Source organism: Nocardia sp. NPDC004860 (genome assembly GCF_040609015.1).
Taxonomy (GTDB): Bacteria; Actinomycetota; Actinomycetes; order Mycobacteriales; family Mycobacteriaceae; genus Nocardia.
Window position 1 is genome coordinate 104,139 of the sequence record NZ_JBEXJI010000006.1, and the last position, 21,286, is coordinate 125,424.

Annotated in this window: 19 protein-coding genes and 1 pseudogene; 9 read left to right on the forward strand and 11 right to left on the reverse strand. The window is 68.6% G+C overall.

The genetic code is table 11. The features are described from left to right. Positions 1–13 precede the first annotated feature (13 nt). The 3 genes from ABZV44_RS15015 to ABZV44_RS15025 are packed head-to-tail and all read right to left on the reverse strand — an operon-like array spanning position 14 to position 4,738. Positions 14–1,432 (reverse strand): NAD(P)/FAD-dependent oxidoreductase, encoded by a 1,419-nt coding sequence (locus ABZV44_RS15015; protein ID WP_354836205.1) that lies wholly within the window; start codon positions 1,430–1,432, stop codon positions 14–16. Further along, entirely contained in the window at positions 1,429–3,249 is a 1,821-nt protein-coding gene (locus tag ABZV44_RS15020) for a DUF3556 domain-containing protein (protein WP_354836207.1), read from the reverse strand. Before ABZV44_RS15020 ends, ABZV44_RS15015 begins: the two co-directional genes overlap by 4 nt. Positions 3,250–3,280: 31 nt before the next feature. Beyond that, entirely contained in the window at positions 3,281–4,738 is a 1,458-nt protein-coding gene (locus tag ABZV44_RS15025) for an AMP-binding protein (RefSeq protein WP_354836209.1), read from the reverse strand. Positions 4,739–4,766: 28 nt separating this feature from the next. Between ABZV44_RS15025 and ABZV44_RS15030 the strand changes: the two genes are divergently transcribed. From ABZV44_RS15030 to ABZV44_RS15040, 3 genes are all read left to right on the forward strand, one after another. Continuing rightward, positions 4,767–6,179, forward strand: a complete 1,413-nt coding sequence (locus tag ABZV44_RS15030; RefSeq protein ID WP_354836211.1) for a helix-turn-helix domain-containing protein — start codon at positions 4,767–4,769, stop codon at positions 6,177–6,179. 131 nt (positions 6,180–6,310) lie between these two features. Further along, positions 6,311–8,020 (forward strand): alpha/beta fold hydrolase, encoded by a 1,710-nt coding sequence (locus ABZV44_RS15035; protein WP_354836213.1) that lies wholly within the window; start codon positions 6,311–6,313, stop codon positions 8,018–8,020. 10 nt (positions 8,021–8,030) lie between these two features. Beyond that, positions 8,031–8,483 (forward strand): MaoC family dehydratase, encoded by a 453-nt coding sequence (locus ABZV44_RS15040; RefSeq protein WP_354836215.1) that lies wholly within the window; start codon positions 8,031–8,033, stop codon positions 8,481–8,483. Positions 8,484–8,698: 215 nt separating this feature from the next. Here ABZV44_RS15040 and ABZV44_RS15045 read toward each other — a convergent pair whose 3' ends face one another. From ABZV44_RS15045 to ABZV44_RS15055, 3 genes are all read right to left on the reverse strand, one after another. Next, complete coding sequence (locus tag ABZV44_RS15045) at positions 8,699–9,259, reverse strand: DUF4822 domain-containing protein (RefSeq protein WP_354836217.1); 561 nt, start codon at positions 9,257–9,259, stop codon at positions 8,699–8,701. A gap of 14 nt (positions 9,260–9,273) precedes the next feature. Beyond that, on the reverse strand, positions 9,274–9,474 hold the full coding sequence (locus ABZV44_RS15050) for a hypothetical protein (protein WP_354836219.1): 201 nt from the start codon (positions 9,472–9,474) through the stop codon (positions 9,274–9,276). Positions 9,475–9,543: 69 nt separating this feature from the next. Next, positions 9,544–10,362 carry an SDR family oxidoreductase gene (locus ABZV44_RS15055; protein WP_354836221.1) on the reverse strand — a complete coding sequence of 273 codons (819 nt, stop codon included), beginning with the start codon at positions 10,360–10,362 and terminating at the stop codon, positions 9,544–9,546. A gap of 182 nt (positions 10,363–10,544) precedes the next feature. On the opposite strand from ABZV44_RS15055, the gene ABZV44_RS15060 reads away from it, so the two are divergent. From ABZV44_RS15060 to ABZV44_RS15070, 3 genes are all read left to right on the forward strand, one after another. Next, the gene (locus ABZV44_RS15060; protein ID WP_354836223.1) at positions 10,545–11,948 is read left to right on the forward strand and encodes a lipase family protein; all 1,404 of its coding nucleotides are present in this window, start codon (positions 10,545–10,547) and stop codon (positions 11,946–11,948) included. A 115-nt stretch (positions 11,949–12,063) separates the two neighbouring features. After that, on the forward strand, positions 12,064–13,164 hold the full coding sequence (locus ABZV44_RS15065) for a hypothetical protein (RefSeq protein WP_354836225.1): 1,101 nt from the start codon (positions 12,064–12,066) through the stop codon (positions 13,162–13,164). Positions 13,165–13,411: 247 nt separating this feature from the next. Next, positions 13,412–15,061 (forward strand): cutinase family protein, encoded by a 1,650-nt coding sequence (locus ABZV44_RS15070; protein ID WP_354836227.1) that lies wholly within the window; start codon positions 13,412–13,414, stop codon positions 15,059–15,061. 91 nt (positions 15,062–15,152) lie between these two features. Here the strand turns inward: ABZV44_RS15070 and ABZV44_RS15075 are convergent, their stop codons facing one another. Then, entirely contained in the window at positions 15,153–16,109 is a 957-nt protein-coding gene (locus ABZV44_RS15075) for an undecaprenyl-diphosphate phosphatase (protein WP_354836557.1), read from the reverse strand. Positions 16,110–16,296: 187 nt separating this feature from the next. Between ABZV44_RS15075 and ABZV44_RS15080 the strand changes: the two genes are divergently transcribed. Continuing rightward, a complete protein-coding gene (locus tag ABZV44_RS15080) occupies positions 16,297–17,172 on the forward strand; it encodes an alpha/beta hydrolase (protein ID WP_354836229.1) in 876 nt (291 codons plus the stop codon). Positions 17,173–17,225: 53 nt separating this feature from the next. Further along, complete coding sequence (locus ABZV44_RS15085) at positions 17,226–17,489, forward strand: hypothetical protein (protein WP_354836231.1); 264 nt, start codon at positions 17,226–17,228, stop codon at positions 17,487–17,489. Between the two features lie 74 nt (positions 17,490–17,563). Here ABZV44_RS15085 and ABZV44_RS15090 read toward each other — a convergent pair whose 3' ends face one another. From ABZV44_RS15090 to ABZV44_RS15100, 3 genes and pseudogenes are all read right to left on the reverse strand, one after another. Next, positions 17,564–17,959 carry a helix-turn-helix domain-containing protein gene (locus tag ABZV44_RS15090; RefSeq protein ID WP_354836559.1) on the reverse strand — a complete coding sequence of 132 codons (396 nt, stop codon included), beginning with the start codon at positions 17,957–17,959 and terminating at the stop codon, positions 17,564–17,566. A 135-nt stretch (positions 17,960–18,094) separates the two neighbouring features. Then, positions 18,095–18,274: pseudogene (locus ABZV44_RS15095) on the reverse strand (helix-turn-helix domain-containing protein); the annotation flags it as partial. 235 nt (positions 18,275–18,509) lie between these two features. Beyond that, positions 18,510–19,592 carry a substrate-binding domain-containing protein gene (locus ABZV44_RS15100; protein WP_354836233.1) on the reverse strand — a complete coding sequence of 361 codons (1,083 nt, stop codon included), beginning with the start codon at positions 19,590–19,592 and terminating at the stop codon, positions 18,510–18,512. Positions 19,593–19,724: 132 nt separating this feature from the next. On the opposite strand from ABZV44_RS15100, the gene ABZV44_RS15105 reads away from it, so the two are divergent. Continuing rightward, a complete protein-coding gene (locus tag ABZV44_RS15105; RefSeq protein ID WP_354836235.1) occupies positions 19,725–20,378 on the forward strand; it encodes a TetR family transcriptional regulator in 654 nt (217 codons plus the stop codon). Here the strand turns inward: ABZV44_RS15105 and ABZV44_RS15110 are convergent. After that, positions 20,327–21,277: a hypothetical protein gene (locus tag ABZV44_RS15110; RefSeq protein ID WP_354836237.1), complete on the reverse strand. Its 951-nt coding sequence runs from the start codon at positions 21,275–21,277 to the stop codon at positions 20,327–20,329. The genes ABZV44_RS15105 and ABZV44_RS15110 overlap by 52 nt on opposite strands. Positions 21,278–21,286 lie beyond the last annotated feature (9 nt).

Sequence of the window (21,286 nt, forward strand, 5' to 3'; positions counted from 1 at the left end):
AAAATCTCAGCCCTCACACGGATCCGAGATGAGCGAGGGCTGCCTCGGCGGCATTGGCGCCGCACATGCCGTGGGCACCCGGGCCGGGTGGGGTCGCGGCGGAGCAGATGTACATGCCGGGGATACCGATCGCATACGGGGACAAGGTGATTCGTGGGCCGAAGACGAGCTGGCGAATGTCCTTGGCGCCGGTCATGATGTCGCCGCCCGTGAAGTTCGGGTTGTGGGCAGCGAATTCGGCGGTCGGGCTGACGGCGTAGCCGATGACGCGGTCACGGAAGCCGGGAGCGAACTGCTCGATGCGCCCGATGATCGTTTCGGTGGCATCGCCGGTATAGCCGTGCGGGACATGGGCGTAGGCCCACACGGGGTGGACATCGCCCACCGAGCGTTGCGGGTCGGCCAGATATTGCTGGCCGACCAGGACGAACGGCCGCTCGGGCAGCCGACCGGCATGGATATCGCGCTCCGCGGCGGCGACCTCGGCGAACGGACCGCCCAGATGGACGGTCCCGGCGCGGCGGGCGTCCGGATTGGACCAGGGCACCCCCTCCGCGACCGCGAAGTCGACCTTGAACGCACCCGGTCCGCGCCGGAATCGCCGGTACGCGTGGGAGATTCGCGACGGCAGCCGGTCGCCGAGGATCTCGGCCACCGATTCCGGGGCCAGATCGAACATGGTGAGGTCGGCCTGCGGCAGTTGGGTGGCCGTCTCGATCCGGATGCCGGTCTCGATCTTGCCGCCGAGGTCGGCGAGCAGGGCCGCCAGCGCGTCGGCGATGGCCTGCGAGCCGCCGGCCGCCACGGGCCACCCGTAGCGGTGCCCGGCGGTGAGGATGCCCAGCCCGATGGCCGAGGTCATCGGCAGGTGCAGCGGCCGGAAGGCATGCGCCGCAACGCCTCCGAACAGCGCTCGCGCCTCCTCGGTCCGGAAGATCCGGGCCAGCGTCGAGGCGGGTAACGGGGTCGGTGCGCCGAAGCGGGCCAGGGTCAGCGGGTTCCGGGGCACCCGCAGCAGGGGTTGCAGGATGTCCTCGGCCAGGGCGTCGTAGCGGGCGGAGGGCGCGCCGAACAACGACGTCCACCGCTGCCCGTCGCGGCCGAGCCCGGCGGCGGTGCGCTCGACCGACCGGTGCAGGACGCCGGCCCGGCCGTCGGCGAGGGGGTGCACGCAGTCGATCTCCGTTGTGCGCCAGGACAATCCGTATCGATCGAGTCCGAGTTCACGCAGGAACGGCGAGCCCGCGGCCATCGGGTGGACCGCCGAGCAGTGGTCGTGCAGCAGTCCGGGAACGATGGCCTCGAGGGTGCGGGTGCCGCCCCCGATCTCCTGGTCGGCCTCCAGGACGGTGACCCGAACGCCTGCCCGGGCGAGGGCCACGGCGGCGGCGAGTCCATTGGGCCCGCCGCCGACGACGGTCGCGGTGGTCATGCCAGCGCTCCGTGGCCGTGCTGCTGCTGGTCGCGAATCTCCGCCGGGGCGGCCACTTCTGGCTGCGGCCGGGTCCAGGTGACCGCCAGCGGGATCGGGCCGTTGGGCAGCCACGGCTGCTCCGCCACGGCCTCGGCGACCTTCCAGGTGCCCCGCTCGATCACCCCGAGCGCGGCGTCGATGACCTGGTAGTGCTGCACCGTGCTGCCCCACGCCTGCGATTCCACCCAGACGACGATGGCCTCACCCGGTTCGAAGCGGGCTTCGCGCTGTACGGCGGCGATGAAGTCCGCATTGTGCAGGTGCCCGTCGCCGAAGTTGAAGCCGATCACCGAGTTGCAGAGGAATTCGCCCTCGCGCACGGTGCGGGCATCGATGTCGGGCAGGTTCTTCAGCAGCACCGAGAACAGGCCGCGGCCCTGGCTGTGCATGGTGCGCCAGGCGACGACCTGCTGCATGGTCACCTCGGCCCACGCCGGCTCGTAGCCGAATTCGACGAACTGGTCGATTTGGTTCTTGGCGGAGCGCGTCACCCTATCCAGTTTGCCCTCCGCGCCGGGGGCGAAGGCCCACACCGCCGAGGCCCAGTTGCCGGCGTACTGCCGCATGGACGGCAGGAACGACACCTTGTCGGGCCGGAAATTGCCGAGGATCGGGAAGATCAGCAGTCCGGCGATCAAACCGAGTGCCAGCCACGGCGAGGAGAGGTCGAAGACGCCGTAGCCGTGCCAGTTCGGGAAGCCCAGGAACAGGAACACCGTCGCGTAGGCGAAGAGCACGTTCCATTCCAGCGGCACCGCCAGCGGGAAGGTCGACACGATGAACAGGTGGAAGATCACCATCACCGCGACGGCCGCCAGGGTGAGCCAGCGGTTGGTGGAGAACAGCAGCACCAGCGGCGTGATCACCTCGACCGTGGTGCCGCCGACGTGCGCCATCACATCGGCGATGCGGGACGGGCGCAGATCGCGCGGGAAGTCCCGGTAGTGCGCGCGTTTGAACCAGGTGAACGGTACCGACGGGCTGTTGCTCACCATGGGCGGCACCACCTGCGAGAAGTGCTTGCCGAACTTGGAGACACCCGCGCCCACCCACACGACGACGATGAGCAGTTTCAGCGCGATGATCATGTCGACGAAGGGCAGCACCGCGAAGAAGAACAGTGCGGGCAGATACTGTTCGCCACGGGCGGCCAGGAAAATGGTCTTGTCCCGCAACCCGTTCAGGACGAGCAGCACGATCGGCGCGATGAGCAGCGCCGGATTCACCAGGCCGGAGGTGTTGCCCGGTACCGCCGCCGACAGCGAATCACTGTGCACGCCAGGCGAGAACAGCGCGACCGCCACGCTCACCAGCAGCGCGATGTACAGCGTGATGTCGAACCAGCCGCGCCGGTCGCCCGCGGTGAACGGCACCCAGGTCCACGGCCGCAGCCGGATGGTGCGCGGCCGCGCCCAGAACCGGATGCCGCCGGTCATGGGTTTCACCTTGCCCGCCAACGGACCCCACGATCCGGCGATGCCGACGCTCTCCAGCAGGACGGTCCACAGGATGACCTTCTGGTAGACGATCGGCTGGTTCCACCACTCGCTCACGTGCCAGAACGCGGGCAGGTGCGAGGTGGTGGTGGCGACGACGATGCCGCCGAGGGCGTACAGCACGATCAGTTTCAGGATGTAGATCGTGTGCACCATGCGCGGTGAGCCGAAGCCGTGTTCGGCCCAGTTGACGGCCAGGATCCGCATGCGCTCCATGAGCGGCAGCCGCAGGAAGCGCTCGGGCTCCACGGCGGGCAGATCGGGTTCGATGAATCCCATGACGATGCTCCTTGCTGAAAAGTAGTGGGAATCAGAGCGTTTGCGCGTCGAGGCGGCGCAGCGCGGGTTTGTCGATCTTGCCGACCGCGTTCTTGGGCAGCTGGTCGAGAATCGAGATGGCCACCGGCAGTTTGTATTTCGCCAGTCCCCTGCGGGCGTGCTCTCGAATGCCGTCGGCGTCCAGGGCAGCGCCGGTGGTGAGGGCGGCGAACAGGATCGGCTGTTCGCCGTAGACCGGGTCCGGCCGGCCCACGACAGCCGCCTCGGCGATCTCGGGCAGCTGGTAGACGACGGTCTCGATCTCCTTGGGGTAGATGTTCTCGCCGCCGCGGATGATCATGTCCTTGGCCCGATCCACCAGGACCAGGTAGCCGTCCTCGTCCAGCCGCCCGATATCACCGGTGTGCAGCCAGCCGTCCACAACGGTGGCAGCGGTGACATCGGGCCGATTCAGGTAGCCGCGCATGACATTCGGGCCGGAGATCAGGACCTCACCGACCTCCCCCGCCGGCACGTCGTCACCGTCCGGACCGAGGATGCGAATGCGCTGGCCCGGCAGCGGCAGACCGACGGTGCCCGGCTTACGCAGTCCGGCAATCGGATTGAGTGTGCTGGCACACGTGCCCTCGGACAGGCCGTAGCCCTCCACGACCGGGATGCCGTAGCGGGCCTCGAATTTCGCCAGCACCCCGATGCTCGCCGGGGCGGCCCCGCAGATGGCGAAGCGCACCGACGAGGTATCCGGGTCTACATCCGCGGGCCGGTCGGCCAGCATGGCGTAGATGGTCGGCACGGCGGAAAAGTATGTGGGCCGCGCCTTTTCGATCCGGTCGAAGAAGCTGCCCGCATCGAACCGGCCCGCGACGGTGGTGCGCCCGCCCGCCAGTAGCGGGGACAGCACGCTCACCACGATCCCGTTGACGTGGAACAGCGGCAGGACGAGCAGACTGTGGTCACTCTCGTTGAGATCCAGCGCGTCGATGACCATGCCGCACATGGCGAGCAGATTCGCGTGGTCGAGCATGACCCCTTTGGGCCGCCCGGTGGTGCCGCTGGTGTAGATGAGCAGGGCCAGCGCGCCGGGGTCCGTGTCGATCGGCTCGATGTCGATACCAGGGCCCGCGAGCAACTCGCCCAGCGGGATGACAGCGCACCCGGGGCCATCGAACAGCGCATCGGTGACCATCGCCTTCGCGCCGGCGTCGGCCACCTGGAAGGCGATCTCGTCGTCGACCAGCGCCGGATTCACCGGTGTGACCGCCGCGCCCAGCCGCCACGCGGCGAACAGCGTCACCACCAGGTCCGCGGTATTGGGCAGCCGCACCGCGACCACGTCGCCGGCGCCGACACCGTGGCCGTGCAGGGTCGCGGCGGCCCGCTGCACCGCCGCGAGGAACCGGGTGTTGTCGAGATCGGCCCAGTCGTCTGCGAGGGCGGGGGCGGTCGGCCGGGCAGCGGCCCTGCGATCGGGTAGTGCCGGGAGGTTCATGAGTTATGTCCTTGGTGGAGGAAAAGTGATGGCGACCACGGTAGAAATCGCCGGCCCCCGCGCCACCGTCGTGCGTGAACGAAGTTCCGGACCGTATTTGTCGCCGGGAGACAACCCGCTCGGCGAATCCGCCGCCACCGCGCGGTCCCGGATCTACGGTGGAGGGGTGACGGTTGCGCGGCACGACGGCGACGTCGCGGTGGGCCGCTATCTGGAAGCGATCGCCGCCCGGTTGAACGCCAGGGTGACGCAGGTGAGCGCCGCCATTCGCGACGCACTGGAGGACGACATCGTCGTGCTGCGCGGCGATACCCGCACGGTGGAGTTGCTCGGCGCGAGCGTCGAAGCCAATGTGGACACCCTGCTGCACGGCGTGCGCCACGACATTCCGGTGGATTGCATCCAGGCCCCCGGCGCGGCCGTCGAGTACGCCAGACGTCTCGCGCAGCAAGGTATTCCGGTCAATGCGCTGGTGCGTGCCTATCGGCTCGGGCAGCGACGAATGACCGAGATCGTGTTCGCCGAGTTGCACGCCATGGACATTCCGGCGGCCGACCGGGTCACCGCCATCGAGCGCATCACGACGATCCTGTTCGAGTACATCGACCGTATCACCGAGCAGGTCGTGTCGATCTACGACGACGAGCGTGAGCGGTGGCTGGAGAGCCGGAACAGCCTGCGCGCGCTACGCGTCCGCGAATTGCTGACCAGCCGCAAGACCGTCGACGCGGACGCCGTGTCCACGGCCCTCCGGTATCCGCTGCGCTGGCATCACGTGGCGCTGGTGCTCTGGTATTCGGACTCCGAGGACGACGAGATCCGCCGCCTGCAACAGTTCGTCCGCGAGCTCGGGCAGGAGCTGGCCGTGGAGGCGAATCCCCTGTTCGTCGCCACCGATCCGGCCAGCGCGTGGGCCTGGCTGCCCTATCGCGCGGATCCCGGCGATCCGGTCGCGCGCATTCGGGCCCGGGTCGCCGCCGAGCCCGGCCCGCCCGGTATCGCCATCGGTCCGGCCCAGCCGGGCCTGGACGGCTTCCGGGCGTCGCATCGGCAGGCCGAGCGAGCCCACGGCGTAGCGGTCGCCCGAGGCTTGCCGAATCCGCTGCTGGCCGCATCGGAACCGGGTCTCGCGGCAGCGGCGCTGCTGGGCGGCGATCTCGGCGAAACCCGCGAGTGGGTGGGCGAGGTGCTGGGAAATCTCGCCTGCGACACCGACAATGACGAACGCCTGCGCGAGACCCTGCGCGTATTCCTGCGCAGCGGTTCGAGTTTCAAGGCGGCGGCCGGTGAACTGGATCTGCATTTCAATTCCGTGAAGTACCGCGTCGGCCGGGCCATCGAGCGCCGCGGCCGGCCGATCACCGGCGATCGGCTCGATGTCGAACTCGCCCTGCTGGCCTGCCACTGGTACGGCCCGGCGGTGCTGCGCCCGCAGGGCTGAGAGCGCGAGCGGCTGCCGCACGCGGAGGACAAGACCGGGACTCATCTTCGTCTCCGCGACACAATGGCAGCGGCGCGCCGGCGGCCTATCTTTCTCGCCATGAATTCCCCCAATTCCACGAGGAGTGACTCATGGTGACCAAGTCCGACCACGCCGCCGAACCCGCACAGGCCGACGAACTGGCCGCACCGCTGGATCTACTGCTGACCGGCTCGGCAGTCGGCATCGGCCGTCGGATGCTGCCCAACAATTCCTGGAGCCGGCTGGCCGTGCACCTGGCCCGGCGGCCCCGTGTGGTGGGCGGGCGGGTGTCGGCACTGCGGCACGAGCTGACTGATATCGCGCGCGGACGGTCCGATCGGGTTCCGGCCAAGGCCGACAAGCGCTTCGCCGATCCGGCCTGGCAGAGCAATCCGATCCTGAAGCGCAGCATGCAGGCGTATCTGGCCGCCGGCGACACCGCCGAGGAACTGCTCACCGATGCGCATCTGGACTGGAAGGACGAGCAGTGGATGCGCTTCGTGATCGACAATGTCCTCGAAGGGGTGTCGCCGAGCAACAATCCGCTGCTCAATCCGCTGGGCTGGAAGGCGCTGGTCGACACCGGCGGGGCGAGCGCGGTGCGCGGGCTGCGGCGCTTCGTCGGCGATATGGCCCGGGCGCCCCGGGTTCCCGCCATGGTGGAGCCGAACGCCTTCACGGTGGGCGAGAACGTGGCGGTCACGCCGGGTTCGGTGGTGCTGCGCACCGAAGTCTTCGAGCTGATCCAGTACACGCCGCAGACCCCGCGGGTGCACACGGTCCCCTTGCTCATGGTGCCGCCGGTGATCAACAAGTACTACATCATGGATATCGCGCCGCACCGCAGCATGATCGAGTACTTCCTGTCGCAGGGCCAGCAGGTGTTCGCCATATCGTGGCGCAATCCCTCGGCCGCGCAACGCGATTGGGGTTTCGACACCTACGGCCAGGCCATCATCGACGCGCTCGGCGCCGTCGAGACGATCACCGGTTCCGAACGCACCCACCTGCAGGCGTCGTGCTCCGGCGGCATTCTGGCGGCCATGACCGCGGCCCACCTCACCGAGATCGGGGAGGACCACCGTCTGGCCGGGCTGACCCTGATGGTGACCGTCCTCGACCAGGCCCGCGCCGGATTCGCCGCGGCCGCCATCGACGAGGAGACCGCCAAGACGGCCATCGCGGTCTCCCAGCGCAAGGGCTACCTGGACGGCCGCTCGCTGGCCGAGGTGTTCGCCTGGCTGCGGCCCACCGATCTGGTCTGGCGGTACTGGGTCAACAACTATCTGCAGGGCCGCGCGCCCGCGCCCTTCGACGTGCTGTTCTGGAATGCCGACACCACCCGCATGACCGCCGCCCTGCACCGCGACATGGTGCTGATGGGTGTGCACAACTCGCTCACCGTCCCCGGAGGCGTGCACATGCTCGGCACGCCCGTGGACCTGTCGCGGGTGACCGTGGACACCTACGTGGTGGCCGGGCTCGCCGACCACATCTCGCCGTGGCAGGCCTGCTATCGCAGCGCCCGGCTGCTGGGCAGCAAGGATTGCCGATTCGTGTTGTCCACCAGCGGCCATATCGCCGCGCTGGTGAATCCGCCCGGAAATCCGAAGGCCGCCTACCGCGTCGGCGCGCCCGACGACGCCGATCCGGCCGCATGGGTGGACAACGCCGCGCAGCAGGCCGATTCGTGGTGGCCCGACTTCGCACACTGGCTCGCCGAACGCAGCGGACCGGACCGGGACGCACCGGCGACGCTCGGCGCCCCCGATCTGCCGGCCCAGGACCCGGCCCCCGGCACCTACGTGCTCACTCACTGAAAGGCATACCGTGACAACACGACTCGACTCACCCGCCGACCTGATCGGCCTGACCGGACAGCAACTCGGTACCACCGAATGGATCGAGATCACCCAGCCGCAGGTGCAACTGTTCGCCGACGCCACCGGCGATCACCAATGGATCCACACCGATCCGCGGCGGGCCGCCGACGGGCCCTTCAACGGCACCATCGCGCACGGTTATCTCACGCTCTCACTGGCGCCGGCGATGATCGCCGACGTCCTCGAGATCCGCGACCTCACCGCGGCGCTGAACTACGGCCTGAACAAGGTGCGCTTCCCCGCGCCGGTGCCGGTGGGGTCCAAGATTCGGGCGGTGGTGACGCTGACTGCCGCCCAGCGGAAGACCTCCGGCGTGGAGGCGGTGTTCGGCCTCACCTATGAGATCGACGGCAGCAGCCGCCCCGCCTGCGTCGCCGACGTCGTGGTGCTCTACCCGTGAGCACGCCGATGCCCGCCAACGACGTCGAGCAACGGCTCATTCCCATACTGGGACAACAGATTCGGGTTCGTGTACACCGGGGCGAGGTGTTCCGCCGGTGCTGTGCAACGGGATCGGGGCCGCGTTCCCGATAGGGCACACAGCGGTGCGAATCGACCGCACCGCCCGCGCCATCAGCAGAGGACGCGGGCGGCATTCGTCTGCCGGAGTGCGGATTATCTGGTGGGTTCGGGGTGGGTCGTCGGGGTGTGGATGATGTCGAAGTAGACGGTCTTGTCGTCCGCCGTGGGATAGACGCGGTAGGTGAAGTCCTTGTCGTTCAAGGTGACGATGTCGACCACGCGGGTGAATTGTTCTTGGCCCGCATCATTTTTCGCGACGATGGTGCGAGTTCTGCCGTCCGGGGAGACGGACCAGTCGCCGTGCATTTTCGGGGTGTCGTCGAGGTTGAACATCGTGAAGGTGCCGTCGGCCTTGAAGTAGGCGAAGCCGACGTAGTTTGTGACATTGTCGTCGGTGAGGGGGACCGCGGCGCCGTGGGCGTCGGCCGCGGAGGTGGTCTCCCAGGGTGTGGCGGCCAGCATGGCCGCGGGCGAGCCCGGCGTCACCGCCGCGGATGCCGAGGTGACCGCCACGGATGCCGAGGTGGGCGCCGCACCGGAGGTGGTGGTCGGGATCGGCTCGCTGCTGTTGCTACTGCAAGCGCCGAGCAGGCCGACCGCCGCGAGGGCCATGGCAAGAGTCGCGATCTTTTTCGTCATCTCTTTACCTGTCATCGGACTCACTGTAGTTATCCGGCGGCGAGACTCCGCTCGACGAAACGCTGGCAAGCCTGCACCGCCGCGGCGAGGTCGAAGGCGTCGGGCGCGATGAGGTGCTGGGCGGCGACGCCGCGGGCCATGCCGGTCAAGGCGATCAGGCCACCAGGCGGGGGCGAGACGGCAACCCGTGAACCGAAACGACATCCGCCCATGTGGATCGAGACCCACACGGGCGGATGAAATCCGGACTCAGTGCCGCGGCGGCGATTCCGACCGGTTCATGGACCGGACTCGCATGTTCAGTTACCTTGGGCCGCAGCCGAAATCGGCTGCCACTTCCGCCAGGTCTCGAGCCGCGACTCATAGTCGGCGGTGGCGATGGCCAGCGGGACCTCGCCGAGAAACAGACGCAGCGGCGGCTCGTCGGCGTCGACGACGGCGAGGATCGCGGCGCCGGTGGCGCCCGGATTGCCGGAGCGGACCGCCGAACGCTGCGCGGCGCGGGCCGCGCGGGCGGCGTCATAGGCCGGGTTGGGCGTGGCGTGCCGCGAGGACGGCCCGGACCAGTCGGTGGCGAAGCCGCCCGGCTCGATGAGCGTCACGTGAATGCCGAAGGGCGCGACCTCCTGAGCCAGCGACTGGGACAGACCCTCGAGTGCCCACTTCGAGGCGTGGTAGGCGCCCAGATTCTGGAAGGCGGAGATGCCGCCGATACTGGAGACCTGCAGGATGTGGCCGCTGCCCTGCGCGCGCAGGATGGGCAGCGCGGCCTGGGTCACCCACACCGCGCCGAACACGTTGGTCTCCAGCTGATCCCGGAGCTCCTGTTCGGTGAGCTCCTCGATCATGCCGAACTGGCCGTAGCCGGCATTGTTCACGACGATGTCGAGGCGTCCGAAATGGTCGGCCGCCTGCCGCACGGCGGCGAAGTCGGCCGCGCGGTCGGTCACGTCGAGCCGCAGCGCCAGGAAGGTCTCCGGATACTTGGCGACCAGCTCGTCGAGGGTGCTCAGATCGCGCGCGGTACCCGCGACCCGGTCCCCCCGCTCCAGTGCGGCGAGCGCCCATTCCCGCCCGAAACCCCTTGATACACCGGTGATGAACCACACTTTGCTCATGTTCTCCGACCCTAGACAGCTGGAGTGCACTCCAAGCAAGGGCCGAGACGGTCGCGCCGGGATATATGCCGATTCCGCCACGCACGCATATTGCGAGCCGGGTCACAGCTGTGGCAAGGTGAGCTCGGCAATATTGAGACTAGATAGTCTCACAATGGGGATCAGGGTGAGGAAGTGGGTCGATGAAGACCAGACGATTGACCGGGCGGTTACTGCGGCTCGGGACGATGTCCATCAGTGCGCTGGTGGCGACGGGGCTGACCGCGGGACCGGCGCCGGCCGATCCCGCCGCGCCGGTCCTGCCCTCGATTCAGCCGGCGCAGATCCTGCCGCTGCCACCGGAACTCGATCCGGGCTTCTACCAGCCGCCCGCCGACGTGGTCGCGGCCGCCGCGCCCGGTGAGATCATCGCCGCCCGGCAGGTCAACCTCGCCAACTTCGGCCTGATCCCGCTCAATGTGGATGCCTGGCAGGTCTCCTACCGCTCCAACAACGGTCGCGACGAGGCGATCCCGGCGGTGGCCACCCTGATCAAGCCGCGCGGGGTCGCGCCGGCGCCGCGCAAGCTGCTCTCGGTGCAGATCGCCGAGGACTCGACCCAGGGATACTGCAGTCCCTCCTATGCGCTGCAACATCTTTCGGCCGCGCCGTTCGTCGGGCAGATCGTCGCGCCGGCCGAGTTCCTGTTCGCGCAGGCCGCGCTGCAGAAGGGCTTCGCGGTGGTGATCCCCGATCACGAGGGACCGAACTCGGCCTATGCGGCGGGCCCGCTGGGCGGCCGCATCACCCTCGACGGCATTCGCGCCGCCACCTCCTTCGCGCCGCTCGAGGTCGGCGCGGGCGCACCGGTGGCCCTCTACGGCTACTCGGGTGGATCGATGCCCACCATGCACGCCGCCGAACTGCGCAAAACCTATGCGCCGGAACTGAATATCGTTGGCGCGGCCTCCGGCGGCACCGGCGCGGATCTGGGCGCGACCCTGCTCATGGCCAACAACCAGGCGACCGCGGGCCTGGTGCTCGGCGCGGTGCTGGGTTTGTCGCGCGAGTATCCGGACTTCAACACCCTGCTCGATCAGAAGCTCAATCCGCTCGGGCAGTTGCTGCGCGCGGTGAAGGCCCCGTTCTGCGTGCAGTACCAGACGGCGTTGCTGCCGTTCCTGAACATCACCGGCATGATCAATTCGCCCGACCCGCTCCAGGAACCGGCGGTGCAGGCCATGCTCGAGGACACTCGTCTGGGTAAGAGCCTGCCGGATATGCCGCTGTTCATCTGGCACTCGCACTGGGACGAGATCCTCCCGCTGCCCTCGACCAACCAGCTGGTCGACACCTACTGCCAGCAGCCCGCCGCGCAGGTGACCTACACCCGGGACTGGGCCAGCGAGCACATCCTGGCCGAGGTCACCGGCGGGCCCGCCGCGCTCATGTGGCTCTTCGATCGGCTGAACGGCGTTGCGGCGCAACCGGGTTGCTCCACCACCGACATGCCGTCCATGCTCGGCACCCAGGGCGAGCTGCAGACCCTCGGCGACACCCTGGGCGAGACCTTCGCCTCCTTCTTCGGCAAGCCCATCGGGGCCTGATCGACCCGGCCCATCAGGGCCCGGCCGACATGGGCGATGCGGGCCCGGTCCAGGTGTAGCAACGTGTCAGCTACCTTGGACTGGGCAGAAGAAATCGACTTCGTGGAGGGTGAGCATGCTGCATACAGATATCCCCACGCGCGGCGAGATTCTGGCGCTGGCGTCGACCACCGGACCGTGGTGCGTATCCGTCTACACCCCGACCGAGGCGGACACCCCGACCCCGGACAAGAACCGGGTGGCCTTCGAGAACCAGGCGAAAGAGGTGCTCGACCGGGTCACCGACAAGCAGGCCCGGATCACGCTGACCGACGCCTTCGCCGACCTCGTCGACGACGAGGACTACTGGCGCTTCCAGTCCCGCACCCTGGCCGTGCACGCCACGCCCGAGGGCATGCGCACCTACCGCCTGCCCAACCGGCTCGAACCCGGCGCCACCCTCGGCGACCGCTTCTACATCAAGCCGCTGCTGCGAGCGGTGACTTTCCCGCAAACCGCCTTCGTACTGGCCCTGTCCGAGAACGCGGTGCGGCTGGTGGAGGTCGCTGCCGAGGGCCCGGCCGCGGAGGTGGCGGTCGCCGGACTCCCGACCGATCTGAACAAGTACCTGGATCTGCCGCCGCTGGGCCGCAGCCCGCACGGCCGCCTGCAGGGCAGCGAGGGCCGCAAGGTGCGGGTGCGGCAGTTCTGCCGGGCCGTGGACCAGGCGCTGCGGCCGGTGCTGGCCGGTCACGACATCCCGCTCATCCTGGCTGCCGCCGAACCGACGGATTCGCTGTACCGCTCGGTCGACAGCTACCCGCTGCTGCTGGCCGCGGGCATCCCCGGCAATCCCGAGCACCTCTCCGACGGCGACCTCGCAGCCCGCGCCCGGCAGTTGCTCGATCAGCACTACGCCGCCGAATTGGCCGATGTCCGAAGCGAATTCGAGAAGCGCCGCAGCGACGGCCGCGGCGTCATCGACCTCTCCGACATCGCCCGCGCCGCCACCTACGGCATCGTGCACACCCTCTTCGTCGATATCGACGCGTCGGTTCCCGGCGCCGTGACCCAGGAGGGCGCACTCGCCGCCGCCACCGGAGACGGCGAGTCCCCGGGCGTCCTCGACGAAATCTCCAGGCGGGTGCTCCTTTCCAATGGCCGCGTGCTGGCCGTCCGCGGCGACGACATTCCCGACGGCGCACACGCCGCGGCGATCCTCCGCTACGCGCCCTAGTCCACCCGGTAACGCCGGGATCACACCCGTCACCCGTACCCGACCGGTCCGCCGGAACCGGGTGCGGGTGACCACGTTTTCGCTGCTCCAGGACCTGCGCCGGGCCCCGGCCCAGGTCCTGGTGCGGTAACGACTCATTCGATCAAGTAACGTTCGAATCTCCTGTGACGACGTCTCCGGTGGTAGACGGCCCGGACGCGCGCAGGGCCTGACAGTTCACTTGTCGGGGTGAGATGGGGATTCGGGCATGGATATTCGTGGCTTCATGAAGCGACATAAGATCGCGTCGGCGGTGGCGGCGCCGGCGACGCTGGGCGTGGCGGTAGCGGTCGCGGCCACGTTCGCGATCACGTCGTCGCCGGACTCGAAGCAGGCCGATCCGGCGCTGAAGGCCTCGGTCACGGAATGTCACGACATGGTGACCATCTCGGTGGCCGGGCGCAACGACTCGCCGCAACAGGGCACCACGAAGATGCTGGTCGACGCCAATGGCAACGAGCTGCCCGCGGCCCTGTCGGACGACTACCAGAGCCACTGGGTGGATCCGGTGGTGAACGCGCCCGGCGGATCGGTCGACTCCAACTCGTACTGGGCCGTGTACGTCTCCTATCCGGCGAACCTGAACAGCTACGAGGACGCCGTGAACACCGGGGTCGCCAATACCGAGCAGGTGATGCGCGACATCTCCGCGGCCTGCCCCAACACCAAGTACGCCATCGTGGGCTACAGCGAGGGCGCGGACGTCGCGCGCCGGGTCGCCATGGATGTCGGGCACCAGAGCGCCGGGGCGGACGGCAAGTACGGGATCGTCGATCCGGGCAATGTGGCCGGTGTCGTCATTCTCGCCGACTCGGGCCGGACAGCGGGTGAGGGTCCGTTCCCGGGTGCGAAGGATCCCAGCCATCCCGACAACTTCAACCAGAGCTATCAGACCGGCAAGGACGTCGCCGGCGGTCAGGGCGCACTGCCGGACCAGTCCGGTGACTTCGGCGCACTGAACGGCCGGATCGCCTCCTTCTGCTCCGACGGCGACCTCACCTGCGCCGCGCCGAAGAACATCTCGCTGCTCCAGCTGGCCATCAATGTCGGCCGCCAGATCAATGCCGACCAGATGCAGAGCGACGGCCTCACCCCCACCACGGGCATCGATGTCGCGATGGTGCTGGGAAAGATCGCCGGTGACGCCTTCGCCGACATCGCGCACAACCCGGGCTGGTGGACGAGCAAGGAGACCTTCCTCGACGTCCTGCTCAAGGTCTCGCAGCCGGGCTACAAGCCGAATCAGGACAACCCGACCCCGGTGGCCGCGGATTCGATTCAGGCCGAGACCATGTCACCCCTGGCGTACCTGCCGCAGAAGGTCTTCAACGAGGTCGTCGGTCTGATCACCACCAACCAGAACACCATCCCGGTGCTCCTGAACGACCCGTACAACCTGACCCTCGGCCCCAACGGCACCGGTCACCACTTCGACTACTGGCGGGATTCCAACCCGGACAACGGCAAGCCCCTGACCTCCGCGGAGTACGCCGCCGCGTGGCTCACCGAGCTCGCCAAGGAGGCCCAGGCCGGCCAGCTGAACCCGAAGACGCTGACCCCGACCGCCACCACCGCCCCCAACGTGCTGGCCGCGGCGCCGAAGAGCGCCACGTCCGGAACCACCACTCCCGCAACCGGTTCCACGACACCGGCCGCCGGAACCACCACCCCGGGCACGACGACGCCCGCCACCACGACGACGCCGCCGACCACCACGGTCACCCCGGACGCGGCCACCCCGGCGACGACCACGCCGCCGGTCACGACCACCCCGCCGGTGACCACCACGACGGTTCCGGTCACCACCACTCCCCCGGTGACCACCACGACACCGCCGACCACCACGGTCACGCACTGACCCACCGGCGAAACGAGCATGCGCTGGGGCGCACCCGGAAGGGTGCGGCCCCAGCGCATGCTCGTTTCCGAAGGAGCTCGCCGGTTCCGGCTCAGCGGATGGTGAACCAGACCAGGCTGCCCAGGCCTGCGACCAGGCAGTAGATGGCGAACGGGGTCAGGGTCTTGGTCTCGAAGTAGGCCGTGAGGAACTTGACCGAGATATAGGAGAGGACACCCGCGACCACACTGCCCGCGAAGGCCGGGCCGAGGATGGCGTGGTTCTCGTGCTTGAAGAGCTCCGGCATCTTCAGCACGCCCGCCGCCAGGATCACCGGCGTGGCCAGCAGGAAGGCGAAGCGGGCGGCGTCCTCGTGACGCATGCCCTTGAACAGGCCCGCGACGATGGTGCTGCCGGACCGGCTGATACCGGGGAAGAGGGCGGCGATCTGCGCGGCGCCGATCAGGGTGGCGTCGCGCATGCCGAGGCGGGACAGCCGGACATCGGAGGCGCGGGCCGGGTCGGTCATCGGGAGCACGACGGTGTCCTCCATGGAGAGGTCGCCGGTGCGGCCGGTGGGGCTGGCGAGCTGGAACTCGGGTTCGTGTTCACGCTTGCGCATGAGCTCGGCCGACAGCAGCACGAAGCCGTTGATCGCCAGGAAGATCGATGTCGGAACAGGCGTGCCGAGATAGTTGCGGACCGCCTTCTCCAGCAGCAGGCCGGCCAGGCCGACCGGAATCGTGGCGATGACCAGCAATACGCCCAATCTCGCTTCGGGCGTTCGTATTTGGCGTGTCAGCGCCACATCCCACAGCCCCTGAACGATGCGCACCCAGTCCCGCCAGAAGAAGATCACCAGGGCGAGCGCGGTGGCGACGTGCATGGCCACCAGCAGCGCCAGATACGGGGAGTCCTTCGCGGACATGCTCAGATCGTCGGCCCATTTACCGCCGACCCAGGCGGGCAGCAGGATGCTGTGGCCCAGGCTGGATACCGGGAAGAGCTCACTCACCCCCTGGAGCGCGCCGACGATGATCGATTCCAGGTAACTGATGGCCATTCGAATTCCTGTCGGGGGCGGTGCGGGGATCCGAACACCCCGGGCCGATACACGGGCATTGCGTGATCGCGACGGGGCAGCTCGCTTGGCGAGGCTACTCGATGCCGTGTCGGCGTGCGCACACGTGGTGGATCGGCGGAGGATGCGGCAGGATGAGAACGATCGGTATACCGACGATGGGCGGGAGACGGAAATGCGAGCGGAACTCACGGAGTGGATGTCGCGGGGGAGCTACTTCGACTTCGACGGGCATCGGATCTTCTACATCCGGGAGGGGAAGGGACCGACGCTGCTGTTGATCCACGGCTATCCCTTCAACTCCTACGACTGGCATCGCATCTGGCCGGATCTGACCGCCCACTACGACGTGATCGCGCCCGACATGCTCGGGATGGGCTTCTCCGACAAGCCCATTCGCCACCACTACAGCGTGCTCGAGCACGCCGATATGCACGAGGCCCTGCTGCGGCGGCTCGGCATCGGCGAAACCCTGCTGCTGGCACACGATCTCGGCGTGAGCGTGGCGCAGGAGCTGCTGGCCCGCCACCTCGACGGCACCGCGGCGGCCGACATCCGGGCCGTGGTGTTCCTCAACGGCGGGCTGTTCGTGGAGGCGTATCGCCCGCGCCTGGTGCAGAAACTACTGGGCACACCCCTTGGTCACCTGGTGGGCCCGCTCATGACCGGCGGGGTCATCGCGCCCGCGGTGCGCGAGGTGTTCGGCCCGGACACCAAGCCCACCGACGACGAGATGCGAACACTGCAGGAGGTGCTGTTCTACGGCAACGGCCGCTTCGTCAATCATCTGGTCGGTCGCTTCGTGGCCGAGCGCACCACCTACCGCGACCGCTGGGTCGAACCGCTGCTGCGCAAGGAGATTCCGATGCGGCTGATCAACGGCCCGCTCGACCCGAACTCCGGTGCGCACATGGTGGCCCGCTACCGCGAACTGGTCGCCGACCCGGATGTGGTGAGCCTGGACCGGATCGGGCACTGGCCGCAGCTCGAAGACCCCGCCGGGGTATTCGATGCGGCGCACGCATTCCTGCGCGCCGCGAATTCGACCTAGACGCAATCCATTTGCGCGACGCGGAGCCCGGCTGCGTGGAATACTTCCGCGATATGCAGTACAGGGGATTCGACAATCCCGACGCCGGCGAGGATCCCGAGTTAGCTCAGGCCCGCATCTTCCTGGACGAATTGGAAAGGCATGTAGTCAAACTGACCCGGCGATTGCAGACCGCACCCACCCTCGAAGCCCGGCAGTCGATCAGTGCCGAACTCTCCACGGTGCGCCGGTATGTGGATCGCATTCACCACAGATTCCCGGGAATTGCCGTCGCGAATCCATTTCGCGGCTCACCACCCGGAGCACCCGCGCTCTAGGCCGGCTACCGGGCCGGATTCGATTGCGGCTCAACCGGCAGGCCTCGATTGCGGCGCACCGGGCCAATTGCGGCTCACCGGGCCAGGTGTGCGCGCCAGCGTTCGGCGGAGCGGACCATATCCAGGCCCACCCGCTCGAGATACTCGCTCATGCCCAGCAGCCGCACCCCGGCGGGCGTGGCCGAACCCAGTGCGTCGGCGCCGTCGCGCGCCGTGGCGGCCAGTCGCTCATTGGTGCGCGCACCCGCGAGAGTGGCGCGATACCAGGCGGATTCGTCGATCACATAGCGGTCGCGACGACTGCCCGGATCCCGGTCCCGCCGGATCAGCGCCTGCTCCTGCAGGTAGCCCACGGCCGCGGACACCGTCGCGGGACTCACCCGCAGCCGGGCCACCAACTCGGCGGCGGTGAGGCTGCCCGAGTCCGCGGCGTACAGGCGGGCCAGCACCGCCGATGCCATGCGCGGCATGCCGGACTGCGCGAACAGCGCCGCGAACTGGGCGCTGAAATCGGCCAGCAACACCGGATTGCGGCCGTATTCATCGACGGCAGCGGGCTTCTCGACGGGTCTGGGCCGGGATGCGCGACGGCGTGAGCGCACCACGGTGGCGGCCTGCGCCCGATCGGCGCGATAGCGACCGGGCCCGCCGTTGCGGGTCACCTCACGGCTCACGGTGGACGTCGGCCGTTCGAGGCGGCGGGCGATCTCGGCATAGCCGAGCCCATGGGCCAGCCCCGCGGCGATGAGACGGCGATCCTCCTGGCTGAGTCTTCCTCCGGGCATCGGAGCGGCTCCTTCATCAGATGCCGCCGAGGCGGCGCGGCTCACCCTATTGCAACACACCACGTGCGGAATCGGCCTGGAACACGGTCCCGGCGAAACATGAATTCCCTTGTGACACAGTTGTTATCCTGTTCATGACGGCATCTCCTCATTGCCATCGCTGTGAACGCAACGTAGCGTTCGCCCTCATTCGAACGAGCTGCCCGAGGGCGAACGGCGGACGAGGACAGCCGATTCAGAGCCCGGTCAGATCGGCGATCACGCTGAAGTCCATGACATCCGTCCCCGCCAGGTACACCGGCTGCGTCGTGTGCGCCCCGCGCACCCGTACCTCGCCGCGCGGACCCCCGTAACTCACCCGCGCCGCTTCGCGCTCGATGACCCGCACATCCAGGCTGCGCGCCGCCTCCGCCAGCGAGGCGAACAGCAGCAGGCCCTCGTAGCAGGATTCGCCGATATTGTTCAGCGCCGGGGCCAGCTGCCCGAAGCGGGCCGTGTAACGGCCACCGAACGCCATACCCTCGCGCGACACCAGACTCTCGAAATAGCCACAGGCCGTGAACAATCCGCGCGCGCTGTCCGGACCGCCCGCGTACAGCACGTCCTCACCGATCATCATGCTCAGCCGCAGCCGCCCGTCGTCCAGCCCGGCTGCCGCGAACGCCTGATTGAAGGCCGCGCAGTCCGCGCCGACCATGAACACCAGCACCCCCTGCGCGGGCGAGCGCCGGATCAGGTTCAGGGCAGCGGTGAAATCGCGGCCACCCAGCGGGACGAACACCTCGCCGACCACGTCGATATCGGTGCTGCGCACGAATTCCCAAGTGGCCCTGGATGTTTCACGCGGCCACACGTAATCGTTGCCGACGACGCACCAGCGCCGCACCCCCAGCTCGGAGCGGAACCAGCGCAGCGCGGGGAACAATTGCTGGTCGGGCGTCTCCCCCACCATGTAGACGCCGTCGGAATCCTCCCCGCCCTCGTAGAAGGTGGTGTAGACGTAGGGCACCCGGCCCGCGGTGTGCGGCGTGATCACCTTGCGGGCATTGGACAGGTGCCAGCCGACCACCCCGTCGATCATGCCCAGGCTCACCATCCGGTCGATCTGCGCGGCCAGCACCGGCAGCGGCGCACCGGCGTCCACCGGGTGCAGCCGGACCGGCCGGCCCAGAATGCCGCCGACGGCATTGATGTCCTCCACGGCGAGCGTCGCACAGGCCTCACAGGACGGCCCGAAGATGCCCGCGGGACCGCTCAGCGGCACCACCAGCGCGAGGTCCACCGTGGCCCGGCGCGACCGGAAATACCGTCGCGTCATCGAACATCACCACCGTCATCGCCGCCTGCGTCCGCCCGGTACGGGGCGGTACATGCCGAAGGGGCACGATAGTACCGTTTCGCCGCGAACCGGGAAATCGCTACAGCCCGGCCCCGCCCTATAGTGACCCCGGTGAACAGTCCTGACGCGCGCGAGCTGATCCTGCTCGCCGGTGAGCGCACCATCGCCGAACGCGGACCGGACGCCGCCCTGCGCGATATCGCGGTGGCGGCGGGACAGCGCAACAACTCCGCGGTGCATTACCACTTCGGTTCCCGGGACGGGCTCATCGCGGCCATCATCGAACGGCATCAACCGGCACTGGAATCCCGGCGCACCGAACTGCTGGCCGAGCACGAGGCCACGGGCGCACCGGACAGCGTGGCCGCGCTGGTCGCCATTCTGGTGCGGCCCATGTTCGACGTGCCCTACGCCGAGGGGTCGACGCACTACGCGCGATTCCTCGAGCAGGCGCGCGCGCATCCCGCCGTGACCGGACCGAACCTGCACGAGAAGCGCTGGGCCGCAACACGAGTCCTGGTGGCGCGGCTCTACCGCGCCATGCCCGACATCACCCCGGCGCAGCGCCGATATCGGCTGCAGGCCATGACCACCGTCATGTTCGCCCTACTCGCCGACTACGAACGCCAGGACCTGCCCACCGCGGCCGAGCGCGCCGACGCCCGGGACAGCATCATCGCCATGATCGTCGGGCTACTGACCGAACCGGTCGGTCAGGACGTCGCGGTCCGGGCATCCGAGTCGAAGCCGCCGGGGATCTCGTAGACCATCCCGCTGAAGGTGATGCCGAACAGCCGCCCGGCCGAGAAGCCCTGGCCGCCACGGCCGTACTGCACCTCACTGGTCAGCTGCGGTCCGGAGCCGAGCACGCAGTACTGCCCCGGCGCGTCGATACGGACCACCTGACCGGACGAATTGAACGGCAGCACCGGGCGTTCCAGCGAATCCAGCGTCAGCCCGTCGGGCGCGGCGAGCAAGTCACCGCCGGACAGGTCCAGCAGCGACTGCGGGGCCCACGGGGCATTGGTGGGGATCCGGCTCACGCCCGGGTTCACGAAGGTGCGCGACACGTAGAGGTACGAGTCGTCCGGGTCCAGCGCCGCGCCATTGGCGCTGGGGAAGCTCGCCCAGTTCGGCTGCACCGCACCGTTCGGCACCACCCGGCCCACCAGGGAACCGAAATCATTGGTGACATAGACGGTTCCGTCGTGCGCCACGTCCATGCCGTCGGCCGCCGAGAGACCCGTCGCGAAGGGAGCCACGGCCCCGGTGTCCGGGTCGACGGTGACGATCCCGGCCTGCCGCAACGCATCACCCACGAACACCCGGGGATCCGCGCCGTAGCCGACCAGCAGCCGGCCGTCCGGCAGCCAGGCCAGCGCGCCCGCCCCGCCACTGGGCACCTTGGCGATCGGCACCGCGGGCGCACCTGGCGCGTCGATGCGGAAGATCTGCCCGCTGACAAGATCGGTGACGAACGCTCGCCCGGCGGGGTCGATGGTCAGCCCCTCGAGCGCGGCACCCGGGAGCGCGGCCACCACCGCGGTCGGCTGTCCCGCGCCGGGACAGACCGGCGCGGCCGAGGCCGGCGCCGCGGCGAAAGACGACAGCGCCACGCAGGCGAGCATCGCGCCGGCGAGCGCAGCGGATTTCCTGATCCCCATGTCGTACCT